Source organism: Bacteroides sp. MSK.20.12 (assembly GCF_019052435.1).
GTDB classification, from domain to species: Bacteria; Bacteroidota; Bacteroidia; order Bacteroidales; family Bacteroidaceae; genus Bacteroides; species Bacteroides xylanisolvens.
The window spans coordinates 209,096-222,543 of the sequence record NZ_JAHQVH010000003.1 but is presented as its reverse complement, the minus strand read 5'-3'; the positions used below and the strand labels follow the sequence as shown (position 1 = coordinate 222,543).

The window sequence follows — 13,448 nt, the reverse complement described above, 5'->3', positions numbered from 1 at the left end:
CTTTCATTTTACTCCATCCTGACGCAACGGACAGATGCTGCCGAAGCACGATCCATACCTGTAAAATTAAGATTTGCATTATTATAATAGAAGTAATAAGCTCCTGTTGTTCCTGGATTACTAGTCCATTGATATCCCCGATATTCCTGATAAGCAATCTTATTAGCTCCCTTATCTAGATAGCCTCCTGTCGGGAAGTAAGAAGTTTGCGAACCATCAATCACAAACAGATGCCCGTAATTGTTATCACATTCCGTTTTTGAAGTAAAAGTGAATCCCTGATAGCAATTCTGATCGGGCACACAATAGCCTTCCGGACAAGGATCATACACAGTTTTTACATTCTTGGTGAGACCATCAGAATTTCCCCATAGTCCGTTATTCCGCCATTCATTATGCCAGTCATTCGCAGAAAAAATTCTTATATCAGGATTGGATATAGTATAACTTACTGTTCCCACTTCAGCAGAAGTGGTTGCATTTGCGGTCAGCTCCTTGTTATCCACAGTTGTCGCACTCGAACGGACAATATCAAGCGGACGCGGGAACGGATCTTTGCGCCCCCACTGATACCACACACCATAAGCATTCTGATCTTTAGGAGTAACAGAAGTTGCACCCAAATTACGATCCATCATTTTGAATGTTCCCCGTTCCTCATTAATATAGGTAAGATCCGATGCTTCAGTCACCCAAATATGAAAAGACCATACGTTCTTGCCCGATGCATCTCGAATAGCCACAAGGGCATTTCCTTTCACGCCACTTACAGGAACTTTTAAAGTAGTTCCCTCCAATGCAGGAATAGCAGAAAGAACATCTCCTGATGAAGACGAATTCGTTTGTGTCCACAAAACAGTTGCAGACACAGCCTTATCGACTAATTCCCCATTGATATTCACCCTCAGACGATTTTCATAAGTATAATCTCCTGCCAATGAATAATAAGGTGTGACATCTATTTCAAGTGTTCCTGCAGATGCCGTACGATAACAGTTTACCTTACCATAATACAACGTTATCGGTAATAATTCCATCGGTTTGACAACTCCGGCTTCAATAGTGAAAGCACCCGGAGTTGCTTGTTCGTAAATCCGTCCGGCAGCATCCGTTATGACGAAAGTCAACCCTTTGGTATAATTTACCGCAGGAAGAAATAAAACAAAGTCTGTATGAGCCGAGGGATTATTATCTGCAGAAAGAGGTACGCTTGTATCACAAGTAACCAATGCAGTAACCGCAGCAGAAGGAGTGGAAGACTTCCGAAGTGATACGATTCCATCCGCTGCATTGACATCAGCTATACCCGACACCAGTTCTCCGTCATTACCGCGTACAGCTACAGATTTAACACTAATTCCCATTAATTGATAATCAGTCAGTTGTATCCGTACTCCACCACACAGATTCTTAAAAGAAAAGGCTTCACCATCAGAGGCTGCCGCCATCGGCAAAGATGATATTTCACTATCAGCATTGAACGCACCCATCCATTTCTGTCCGGCAAGTGCCGAAAAGTCAACAGCAAGTGTCGTACCTTCAAGCTGGCTGCCTGACGCAGCCGACGCCGGATAAATAGCATATCGGATGGCATCATCTACAGAAGCGTCCACCGGATCAAAAACAGCGGTACGAGCACTATTGGCAGCAGTAGTATAAACAGCTCCATTCGGTGTTGAAGTGCCAAACAGCCGTATCTCATCATTTTGGGTCCAAACCACATTCATGGATGCATTAAGAGACGTGCGTGTTGTGGCAGTAACAGCACAAATGGCCGTAATGGATTTTTCTCCTCCATTAACGGTCGGTTCCGGAGAAAACACCTCATCATCAGTTTGCACACAACTACCCAATGATAAACCAATTACCAGAAGAATCAGAATTTTATTTTTTTTCATGGTCTCGCAAATTTAAAATGTTATCATTATTTCCATGTACCTTCCGTATCGCCATTATTCCAGGAAGGTCCAGTACCGGTATCTCCTTCCCCTGGTAGAGGTTCAGGGTCCGTAGCGGCTTTTAAAACGATTGGCAACCATTTCTCATAATTCGTAGTAGTCAGTCCAGTAAAGGTATCACTACCATTCTGATCGTATAAGGTAGCATTAAACATCAAACGGTCGGCCACCACCCGAAGTAAAGTCCGTGGAATAGCCATTTCGACTACATATCCCTTATCGGCTGCCGTATCGCCAAAAGTTCCGTGAACCGCACCCTTACAAGTTACTGAAGAATGACTGCATTTAATGGTATATTGAACTGCATCCGGAATAAGAGAGATTTTAAGAGGGGTTCCGGTAGCATCTCCACCCTGAAAAATCAATTCCATACTGTCGTCTGTGGTCAAGTCTTTATCAAGACGTTCCACCAGACAATATACATTTTCTGCATCATAAGCAAAGCGGAACACGGCTTGTGTAGTGGACACACTTCCGATAAATAGCGCATCACTAACTGCACTCCAATCCGAATTGTCGGCGTCTATCACCGGTGTCATTCCGGAGGCATTAATCCGATGATTCAGAACAAACTGTCCAATCTGAATACGGGCAGCATCTTTATTCTCGCTATTGACAAAAGTAGCAGGCATGGCAGCTACAAGAGTATGCGGGTCAATAGTTTCCGTTGCTCCCCAATATCCTTTTCCACTGAATGGCTGATACGTTTCTCCCCATTGGGAAGCCTCTGCGTTACCCACCTGCATGGTAAAGAGAGAAGAAGCATTGTACGACAAGACAGTTTCTCCCGAGGGGAATTGTACCAGATAAGGTGCTGCAGCCTTCTGCACAAAATTGAGTTTACGGTCCGAAGGCCCTACTTCATCTCCGGTCAATGGAGCCGAAGCCCAGTTGTCGGAGCTCCACGCCATTGAAATATGATAAACATCGCCTTCATCTCTGAAACGTGTTTCTGTAGCTACTGCAATCTTCGTCGAATTATTTAATTCGCGGGCAGAAGGCATCTGATCTGAATAAATTTGCTTGCCCGAGCCATCTATAGCCAGTCCAGTCTTTTGACGGATCACCTTTCCAACGACCGTCCATGTCCGCCCATTATCCATAGAACGCAGCATGGCAGTCCCCGAATCGGCTGTGAGAGGCTCACTATCCGTAAAATAGACCTGTATTTCACCCGAACGAAGTTGTAATGCATAAGGTTCCCAAGTCGTTCCCTGATAAATAATCTGGGCAGTCGACCAGGTACGTCCATTATCGGAAGAACGCCTCATCATAATACCATTACTCTGCGGATCGACCCTGTATCCCTGATTCAAGCGAAAGGAAGCGAATGCCAAAATATCCTTATTTGCCAGAACAACTGCATCACATGATGAGAAACAGCGTGTATCACTGGCACCGGAAGTTTGCTGAGCACTTTCGCTCTGAAACAGAGGACTGGATGCATTCTGCCATGTAATCAGATTAGTACTTAAAGCATAATAGACATTCCAAGCCTGTGGTCCCTGCTGGTATAGCAGCAAATAGGTCCCATCACCTAATTTCTTGATACGGGGATAAAGAGCATTCACAGCCGACAGTGCCGGACTTTCCAAAGTCAGCAACCGGCGATAGTCTAATTCGAGAGAACTATTCCCCCATTCGTCCGCATGAGAGTTCACTGCTACATTTTCACTTTTATTGAGCGACTGAATAGAGGTAATCTCTCCGATGACCGGTTCAGGGTCAGGATTTGAATTAGGACGCGGATTAGGCCACTCATCCGTTGAGGTATAAGATGTACAAGCAACAAGAAGCCCCATTACTGTTACCAAAAGGTATCTATGAGTTTTTAACTTTTTCATCATATTCATTCTTTTATTTGTTCAATCCGTTATCAATCAGTTTGAAGTCATACTTTTTATAAAATCAATTTCTTGTTGACTATAAGGTGTACCATCCAGACGGAATATATCATGAAACCAGATTTCAGGTTCCGGATCTCCGGCCTTGCTCGACCACTGTAAATGGAAATTACACTTTCCTGCTGTCAATCCCCAACTGATGGCACCTACCTTTTCACGCTTAAGAATCGGCATTATTTCTTCAAAAGTTGAACGGGGACGTCCCATATACTCCTGGCAGATAACCGGACGATCAAACTGCTTCATGAAAGCGATGAATTTTTCCATTTCTTCAGGTCCGTAATAACAATGAAAGGTCATAACGTCACAATTCTCACCCAGAAAACTGATAATCGGCAAATTACTGCGTGTGCCATGTCCTCCGGGATAAATCCATATCGGAGACGACAGCGGTTGCGAGGGATTCACCTCACGCGCCCAACGGAACACTTCGCGCAACAATGGCATACTGTGTGCTTTCTGCTTGAAGTTTTCCGGTTCGTTATATAAACACCACAATAAAATACGATCATCTGCCTTAAAGGTAGTCATCACATCTTTCACGTAACGTTCCAGACGCGGATACGTTGACGGATCATTGACGGATGGCGCTCCGGGACTCTGTATCCATTGAGAGTTATGAACACCCTGTACAGAAGCCGGTTGTACTCCGAGTTTCGGACTCTCAAAACGCCCGCCATTCGTAAAGAAAGTGACGATGGCACGCATGCCATGTTTCTGACAAATACCCAGAAATGTATCCAGTCGTTGTTTAAACCCTGCCGGATCCGCTTCCCACACCATATCATGCAGGAATATGCGTACCGTATTGAATCCGAGTTCCCCGGCACGTCCCAACTCCAACTCCATGGTTTTCGGATCAAAAGTCTCCTCTTGCCACATCTCAAACTGATTGATTGCCGTAGCAGTAACGTAGTTGATACCCACCGGCCATTTTTGAGATGCGTACCATGCGTTTGCTTTTTCCGTCGACCATCTTTCAGCCTGTTGGGCGCAGCCGGTTGTTGTCAATAAAAAGAGAATTGTTACAATCAATATATTCAATCTATTCATAAGAAATCAAATTAATTAAGTTGTTAATACCCAGGATTCTGGTCTTTTGTCTGATCCAATGCCATATTATAATTAAATTCATCGGTAGGGATAGGCCAACAGTAGGCTGCATCTCCCACTTCGGATAAAGCCGAAATACGTCCGGCAGCCAAAGCTGCTTCTGCAAGCTTTCCACAACGCTTCAGGTCATTGTAGCGTTTACCTTCAAAAATCGTTTCGTAGCCACGCTCCTGCAACACCAGTGCAAGGAAAGCATCTTTACTTGCATAATCGGCCAGTTTATAGTCTGAAGAAGATGCTTGTGTCGGTTTCTGTCCGTAAGCACGTCGCCGCACCATATTCAATTTTTCCATGGCATCATCGGTAGGAGCTCCTTTCCAGCGACAAACAGCTTCTGCATAATAAAGCAGAATATCAGCATAACGATATACCGGATTGTCATTGGGGGTTGTACTGCTCCCTGTCCATTCCGAGTCTCTGAATTTCGAGCAAATCATACCCGTTTTAGTCAGTGCATTAAGTGTTCCATTCTGCGTTTGTTTATACAATCCGAACTGATAACGTAAATCATTCTGGTCCCAATTCTGAATAAATTTATTCTTCTGATAATCGGTATAAATTCCTACAGCTCCCATATTCACGAAAGGATTGGGCTTGCAGAGATACATATAGGCGATGGTCGATCCACTATCGCGGTTGAACTTTATATAGAAAATTTCTTCAGAAGTGGCATTAGCCGTATGACCGTAAAGGTCGAGGAAATCATCCGCTTTGCCAACCTCAACCAGAGAATATCGTTTGGATGAAATAATTAAACCGGCTGCTTCAGCTGCCTCTTCATAGCGACCGGCATAAAGACAAGCTTCTGTTTTCAATGCCAATGCGGCATAACGCGAAGGACGTCCGGCAGATTTAGCCACTTCCGGGAGATTGGATGCAGCATAATCGGCCTCATCAATCACAAACTTCCAGATATCAGCTTCCGGAGTACGGGGTTTATTAAAGTCATTCATGTTCTGTTCATCGAAAAAAGGAACGGCGCCCCAATTTCGTACCAGCCATGAATAGGCGAATGCACGTAGAAAACGTGTTTCCCCGGTGAGGTTGTTATACTCCTGTTGCGAGAGTGGAGTATTACCTATACCGTCAAGAATATTATTGGCAAAACGAATGGCACGATACAACACCGCCCAGCTATCTTTGGAGAAGCCCACCCCACCACTGGTAAGCCCGGTATCATAAGCTGTGGCATAGTTACCTCTTCCAATGCAATAATCCGCCAGTCCTTCTTCCAGAACAATCAGATAACGACTGAATCCCGGATCACGACGGAGTTGGAAATAGATGGAATTGATAACACTCTCCACTTCTTTGGCATTCGCCATAAAAGTCGTTGCATCCACTTTCTTCGGATGTTCTTCCAAAGAGCCCATATCTTCACAGGATGTGTTCATTGCCAGTATCATAGCAAAAGCGGCAATATATATCAATAATTTTTTCATAAGACATCAATTTTTATATGTTAGAAAGTGAGTCGGCATCCAATCGTATAAGTACGGGCACTAGGATAACAATACGAATCTACCCCCTGAATCATCGAGCTTCCGCCACCATTGGCATTTATATCCGGATCCCAGAAAGGGTAGCTCGTAATAGTAAACAGGTTTTGGGCACTCACATAGACACGGGCGCGCTTGATGAATTTGTTACGGGCACAAGGTACATCGTAGGCCAATTCGAGGTTTTTCAGTCTGACGAAGCTGCCGTCATAAACAAACCGGTCGGACATTTTATAAGAAGTCTGGTCGAGATTGGGATATTTTGCGGTAGGATTCTCGAGTGTCCAATGGTTATAGTACACCTCGCGCAACGTATTCCCGTTATATCCATAATCATAAGCTTGTGCAGCCATACTAAGCGAATATATATCATTACCTATTGAACTCTGGAAGAAAGCGCTTAGCGTAAACCCTTTATAACTGACTGCTGTAGTTAAATTGACCAGAAAATCAGGATTAGGATCACCGATGATGGTCTTGTCTGCTGCTGTGATGGCAGGATCGTCATCCATATTCTTATATACGATATGACCGTTCTCATCGTATCCATCTTCAACATATCCGTAGAAAACATACATTGGCTCACCCACACGCATCAGATTGAGCTGGTCTTTCAGAATGGTGTTATCCAATTCGCCACCGAAAATATCCTTATCTTCCGAAAGGACTAACACTTTGCTGCGATTGAGCGAGAAGTTGACACCCAAATCCCATTTCACAGCACGATCAATAATCCGCCCGTCGAGTTGCAACTCAAACCCCGAGTTACGGATGGAACCGATGTTACGCAGGGCAGTGGTGTATCCACTTGAACGAGGCATCTCTACATTGTTCAGCAAATCAGTCGTTTTCTTCCGATAATAATCTGCAGTCATGCGGAGGCGATTATTAAATAGGGACAGATCAACCCCCACATTAAACTGTGAGGTTGTTTCCCACTTCAAATCACCGGTGTAGGTATCTGACGGGACATACGCCACTGTTGTATTCTTATCGAATACTACATTTTCCGTCCTCAATGTGTTCTGCGTAGAATACGGTGAGATGGCAGTGCTACCAGTCACTCCGTAACTCAAACGGAACTTTAGATCCGAAAGCCACTCTACATCACGCAAAAAAGACTCTTGCGAAAGACGCCAGGCCGCTGCCGCTGAAGGGAAGTATCCCCATTTGTTTCCTTTACTATAACGTGAAGAACCATCAGCACGAAGACTGGCAGTCAATAGATAGCGATCAGCATAATTATAGTTGACACGTCCCAGAAATGAGAACAAACGCCAATCTGAATAAGAAGATGTCGGCAGCCCCTTAACGGTAGCTGCATCCATGTCATAGGTTTCGGTCACATCACTCAAGAAGCCTTCGGCCGTACCCGTTCCCGCAGTTTTCGATGTACTCTGTTCGTAGGTAAAACCACCCATCACACTCAAATGGTGTTTTTTTAGAAAACTCTTATTATAGGTTATGATATTATTACTTGTGATACCGACTGTTTCTCCAAATGTAATAGAGGCAGCTCCTTGTGAATTAGGGTATTGCAATGACTTATAATAATCTTTGCGATTCTGGTTATTGTTAACGTTGGCAGATAACTGAATTGAAAGTCCGTCTATCGGTTTTATTGTCAATGAAGCATTTGCCATAATCCGGTTGGCGTACCATTTATTATCCACTTCTTTCACATAAGCCAACGGATTTACCGGTGCAATCGGTTGTGTTTGGAAGTCATTCCAGGTTCCGTCGTCATAATGAGGTGTCGCTGTTGGCGGCAGAATCAGTGTAGAACCGATAACAGACGTTCCCCGGCTACCTCCCTGCGAATTCATCTGATTATGATTGGAGCGGCTGAAAATCAAGTTGCTCGACACGGTGACATATTTTGATATATGATAATTCAGGCTCGAACGGATAGACATACGTTTATAGCCACTTTCCTTCACGATACCTTGCTGATCGAAATAGCTGGCGCCTAACGTTCCCTGAACTTTTTCTGTACCACCAGAGACATTCACAGAGTGGTCGGTAACAAGTGCATTACGAAACAGTTCACGCTGCCAGTTGGTACTATGCCGAGTAGATTTAATCTCTTCATCGGTATATATCGTCGGCTGATTATTAATCGCTGCTTTTTCATTCAGATAGCTCATATATTCCCAAGCATCGAGTAGCTCAAGTTCTTTAGCCAGACTCTGCACACCGAAGCTGGCATTGTATTCCACCGTAATCTTCCCCTCTTTAGCTTGCTTCGTCGTAATCAAGATGACACCATTGGCACCGCGCGAGCCATAGATAGCAGTTGCGGAAGCATCTTTCATCACTTCAACAGATTCGATATCAGCCGTATTAATCATATTAATGTCACCCGGAAATCCGTTGATAATCCAAAGCGGTTCATTGTCACCCCGAATAGAATTGGAACCACGTACCCTCACTTGTATTCCGGCTCCCGGCTGGCCATTAGTTTGCTGAATCTGTACGCCTGACACGCGTCCCTGTAATGCTGACGCAACAGAAGTATTTGCATATTCAGTAATGATATCGCCTTTGACGGAAGCTATCGAACCGGAAAGGTCCCGTTTACGTTGTACGCCGTAACCTACCACTACTACTTCATCCAATGTCTCTGTATCTTCTTCAAGAACGAAATTCATTGAACGTACTCCGGCCACCACCTTTTTGCTCTGTGGGGCGTAACCTATAAACGTCACATCAATAGTGGCACTTTCTGGTACATTCTGCAACTCAAACTTTCCGTTAAAATCGGTAACCGTACCGTTGGTGGTACCTTTTACCAATACGCTTGCTCCGATAACCGCTTCTCCCTGCTCATCTTTCACCACACCCGAAATCGTCCGGTTGGTCTTCGTCTGCACCTTTTGTAAAACAATCTGTTTGCCTACTATTTCATACGCAATGTCACTTTTATCAAAGGCCTGTTTCAGCACATCCGAAAGATATTGAGAACCTCCTTTCAGGGAAACAATACGTGACAGAGGGATAGAATTATCGAACACAAAAGTATAATCTGTCTGTTTTTCAACAGCTTGTATCAGATTTTTTAAAGAAATCTGCCTGGCAGCGATATTGACCTTAGTCTCTTTCTGCGCCCATAGCGAAGGGCTGGAAAGCAGGCTGCCCAAAACAAGAATGCTACATAATATTTGTTTTAGCTTCAACATTGTAAACTCATTTAAGGTTAAATAAAGGAATTAATTATTACCTTTGTCTGCATAAAGCAAGGCTATACCTGTGCCATCCGTCTGACGGATAGCATACATACGCAGGTTTTGCTCTTTGGACGTGGAAGATGGCACTCTTCTGCGTCCTTTTTTATTCTTCGATTACTTTCTTCCGGTTATGCTCACCTCCTCTCCGTTAATAGTGTATGTAATCGGAGTCACCCGATTAATGATCTCAAGCATCTCTCGCAAAGATTCTGTTTTAATTGTCATCCAATAACGTTTATTTTCCGGTACATCATGCAATTGAATTTTGATGCCATACCATCGTTCCATTTTTTGAACTATTTCCTGCAGGTTCTCATTTTCAATTTTCAGCTTGCCCAATCGCCATACGGACTCTACTTCAGCATCGCAAGCCTCCAATTTACACTTCTCCATTTCATGCAAAGGAATAATGACTTTCTGATTGGGTTTCATATCTGCCAACAGCTTGTCCGTTAAAGCCGAGACAACCGTCACGTGCCCTCTAAGCAGTACAACTTCCAATTCTGAATGGTCTCCATATCCATTGACATCGAATGCGGTACCATGAACCAACACTTTCACATCACCTACCAATACATCAAACTGTCTCTTACTGTCTTGCACCACATCAAAAAAGGCCTGTCCGTTCAATTTTACAGAACGGCAATCTTTGGCATAATCCGTAGAATAGGTCAAAGTAGAACCGGAATTCAACCAAACTTTAGTGCCATCCGGCAAACTGACTTCAGCTTTCTGGCCAACAGGAGCTGTAAATGAGACTAATCCTACTTCTTCCTCTTCCGAAACCAGCAGAGAGAGCGAGAAGCCCAACACCAGTGCCAGCATAGCAGCAATTCCCACTGCCCGATACAACAACCGCCGCGTGTACATCTTCACAGGTTTCACCAGATTCAGATTACTCATTATCTTTTCCCACACACGTTCTTTATCAGGAATTACCGGATGTATTCCCGCATGAGCTATCTGCCAGCTCTCGCACAGTTCCTGAAATTCCTGTTCGTGCCCGGCATCAGCATTCCGCCATTCCATAATTTCCATCTCCTCCTGCGGAGAAGCTGTTCCCAATAGATATTTAGATATGATAATATAAATGTCTTCCATATTTAAATGTGTTTTATAAGCTCTTTTGTTAAATAGACCCGTAACTTTTGAATTACCCTGAAAGCATTCGACATTTTTTTCATAACACTCACTAAACAACTCTATTTTTTCTCATTTAATGCATAAGTCAATGACTTTACCCTAAAAAGAAAAATCACCCTTACTACGATATATTTGTAGTAAAGGTGATTTTAGTAAGCTCAAAGCTTTTCGGACTACTTTAACTATAGCCAATATTAAGGAAGCATCTCAAATTCAGAGCCAACCTCTCTTGATTCTTATATAAAATACATATTTTTTCATACTTCCATTATAATAACCTTACTTTTGAACCACAATTTTCAACTTACAGGTACGTCCGTAAAGTAATGCCACACCGTCATAGGTGAGTCCGGTTATGCCAGCTCCCGAGTAGGCTGGTCCCTGGCTTCCTACCACTCCTGTAGGAGTAGCTATTTTACATCCTCCGGCAACTAACGCATCCGTATCATTTGCGGCTTCAATGACATGAATGACACCGTATTTGCCTGCTGCAGTAACAAAAGCAATATAAGAATTGTCTTTTATCTGCAGACTACAAGGATCATTCGGGTATCCATCAGACGCATTGACTCTTTGCATTAACATATCGGCACCTCCTTTAGTTATACTTTCCAACATATTCAACGCCTCAAAAGTATGAACGTCCGAAGCCGCATTCGCCATCATCACATCAATACCAAGATCAGTAACCTTATCATCAGGGATAAGGGTAAACAGCGTTTTGTTGGTAGCAACACCTGCCGGTTTGATCCAGTCATTCACATCGTAAGCTCGCCCTATCGGTCCTCCACTAATTCTTGACGCACTGACATAAGAGAAACCTCTGTTTTTAACGGCAACAAAGCTTGGATTTCTCCATATATTGATGAAAGCAAAGTCTACGCTATTTGCCTTTGAGCCATATCCTTTAATTTCCTTCAGGCTTAATACATGCTTTTGCACACCTTGTACCATTATTCCCTCTATGGAGAAAATATAAGGTTGATCCGGTTCTGTTGAATGTTCCCATTCGGGTGCCATTTCGATATCGTTGAAAACAAGCGCAACATTATTGTCAACACCCTCAAGACCTTCGATATTGATAATCTTTTCCTCTTTCAACCCTTCTATATCTTCCACCACGATCTTGATTCCATTGGTCTCTTTATTGTCTACGACAGTTTTTAGGATAAATTCCATTTCCAACGGATTGCCTGATACCGGAATAGTCGTATATTCCTTCAGGTCACCCAGTACTTTATTACACAACGTATGTTTTATAGACTTAATGCCCACAGCTGAACGAATCACTACAGACAGAGAAACCTCTTCATCGGGTACTAAAACAGGGAAATCTGATGGTTCGGTGAATATCTGGGATGGAAGTTTAGTTATCTTTTTAATAGGTATTACCTTTTGTGCCGTTTTTGTCAAAACGTCCGTTGATGTTACCAATATCCCGGCTGCTTCACGCGTGTTGACCTTGACATTCAAGTCAAATTCAAGTGTCATATCAGTTTGCAGAGTATCTATCTTTAAACGTTGGCGTTCAGTCGCGTTTATCTCTTCATATTCTCCATTTTCATCCATCTTCAACAAGGTAGCATATATACTATGTATACCCACAGCAGAGAAACTTTTAGCAGATACAGTCACCGTCGAGTTATACTCCACCACATCTATTTCGGAAGGAGAAGTGAGTTCTACAGTAGGTGGCGGATACGCGTTGTCGTCCGAATAATCAGACTCACTATCACTACAATTTGTCAACAATAAACCCCATGGAAGGGCAAGTATCAGGATCATTATATTTTTGATATATTGCTTCATGACCGTTCATTTTTTATTTTAAAGATTCGATTTGTAATTGAAAACAATGTAAATCTCCGCTTACACTTGTTTCGGTTACCCCCCTAAAAGCCCATTTGTGTGAAGTCAGGACAAATATACAATACTCGGAGTCTCTATTTCTATTTTCCACTTCTACAAAAGAATAGGTATCAGAAGTTAAGTTAGAAGTAATTGCCGACTCAAGATTAGGCAATAACGCACGTTTAACAGTGCCTACCAGAACCGTCTGTTCGTTTACCTTTTTCTTGAAAACGTTGACAGCCGGAGCTATCAGGTCTTCACTATTTAATGATACAGAACAGAAGAGCATATCTACTCCGTTCACTGCTTCTGTTTTTGTTTCAAGATATCTGCAATCGTTTTTTACTACATATTGTGTCATTTCGGAAATAGTAGAAGGAAAAAGCACAGTACTGCCGATTATCTTTTTCTCTCCGTTACTATAGCTGACAGGTACAAACACCGGCACTTTCTTACTTTCTCTAGCAGTCTCCGTACCCGTATTTATGATTGCTGTTTGCCCATAGACAGCGTTCGTCCTGTCCAGCAATGCCACTGAATGAACAGTGTTTCTGATAGATGACGCCACCTCTTTATAACTACAAGAGCTAAATAAATTTTGCTCTGACAAGTGCGCATAAACCAACACGTTAGTTGTTCTGAACCGGTTCCATTCCGGAATATCTTCTCCCTTGTTATCCTCATCACTACACGAAACGAACAGGCAAGAGATGACACATATAAATAGCAGATATAGATAGTTTGATTTCATAT

At 43.1% G+C, this 13,448-nt stretch carries 8 protein-coding genes; all 8 read right to left on the bottom strand.

Annotated features, from left to right (window positions below; genetic code table 11):
• Positions 1-8 precede the first annotated feature (8 nt).
• The 8 genes from KTR06_RS02915 to KTR06_RS02880 all read right to left on the bottom strand — a co-directional run bounded on the left by KTR06_RS02915 (position 9) and on the right by KTR06_RS02880 (position 13,446).
• The gene (locus tag KTR06_RS02915) at positions 9-1,898 is read right to left on the bottom strand and encodes a hypothetical protein (protein ID WP_074704553.1); all 1,890 of its coding nucleotides are present in this window, start codon (positions 1,896-1,898) and stop codon (positions 9-11) included.
• 26 nt (positions 1,899-1,924) lie between these two features.
• Positions 1,925-3,802, bottom strand: a complete 1,878-nt coding sequence (locus KTR06_RS02910; protein WP_081354124.1) for a hypothetical protein — start codon at positions 3,800-3,802, stop codon at positions 1,925-1,927.
• A gap of 36 nt (positions 3,803-3,838) precedes the next feature.
• Positions 3,839-4,915, bottom strand: a complete 1,077-nt coding sequence (locus tag KTR06_RS02905; protein ID WP_004317506.1) for a cellulase family glycosylhydrolase — start codon at positions 4,913-4,915, stop codon at positions 3,839-3,841.
• A 23-nt stretch (positions 4,916-4,938) separates the two neighbouring features.
• A complete protein-coding gene (locus tag KTR06_RS02900) occupies positions 4,939-6,417 on the bottom strand; it encodes a RagB/SusD family nutrient uptake outer membrane protein (RefSeq protein ID WP_120067266.1) in 1,479 nt (492 codons plus the stop codon).
• A gap of 20 nt (positions 6,418-6,437) precedes the next feature.
• The gene (locus KTR06_RS02895; protein ID WP_120067267.1) at positions 6,438-9,653 is read right to left on the bottom strand and encodes a TonB-dependent receptor; all 3,216 of its coding nucleotides are present in this window, start codon (positions 9,651-9,653) and stop codon (positions 6,438-6,440) included.
• Positions 9,654-9,815: 162 nt separating this feature from the next.
• Positions 9,816-10,802: a FecR family protein gene (locus KTR06_RS02890; protein WP_120067268.1), complete on the bottom strand. Its 987-nt coding sequence runs from the start codon at positions 10,800-10,802 to the stop codon at positions 9,816-9,818.
• Between the two features lie 321 nt (positions 10,803-11,123).
• Positions 11,124-12,653: a hypothetical protein gene (locus KTR06_RS02885; RefSeq protein ID WP_120067269.1), complete on the bottom strand. Its 1,530-nt coding sequence runs from the start codon at positions 12,651-12,653 to the stop codon at positions 11,124-11,126.
• Between the two features lie 13 nt (positions 12,654-12,666).
• Positions 12,667-13,446 carry a hypothetical protein gene (locus KTR06_RS02880; RefSeq protein ID WP_004310715.1) on the bottom strand — a complete coding sequence of 260 codons (780 nt, stop codon included), beginning with the start codon at positions 13,444-13,446 and terminating at the stop codon, positions 12,667-12,669.
• Between the last annotated feature and the right edge of the window lie 2 nt (positions 13,447-13,448).

Excerpts from the sequence above, each read along its gene's own strand:
- KTR06_RS02915 (WP_074704553.1), bottom strand. The coding sequence starts at position 1,898 with ATGAAAAAAAATAAAATTCTGATTCTTCTGGTAATTGGTTTATCATTG.
- KTR06_RS02910 (WP_081354124.1), bottom strand. The coding sequence starts at position 3,802 with ATGAAAAAGTTAAAAACTCATAGATACCTTTTGGTAACAGTAATGGGG.
- KTR06_RS02905 (WP_004317506.1), bottom strand. The coding sequence starts at position 4,915 with ATGAATAGATTGAATATATTGATTGTAACAATTCTCTTTTTATTGACA.
- KTR06_RS02900 (WP_120067266.1), bottom strand. The coding sequence starts at position 6,417 with ATGAAAAAATTATTGATATATATTGCCGCTTTTGCTATGATACTGGCA.
- KTR06_RS02895 (WP_120067267.1), bottom strand. The coding sequence starts at position 9,653 with ATGTTGAAGCTAAAACAAATATTATGTAGCATTCTTGTTTTGGGCAGC.
- KTR06_RS02890 (WP_120067268.1), bottom strand. The coding sequence starts at position 10,802 with ATGGAAGACATTTATATTATCATATCTAAATATCTATTGGGAACAGCT.
- KTR06_RS02885 (WP_120067269.1), bottom strand. The coding sequence starts at position 12,653 with ATGAAGCAATATATCAAAAATATAATGATCCTGATACTTGCCCTTCCA.
- KTR06_RS02880 (WP_004310715.1), bottom strand. The coding sequence starts at position 13,446 with ATGAAATCAAACTATCTATATCTGCTATTTATATGTGTCATCTCTTGC.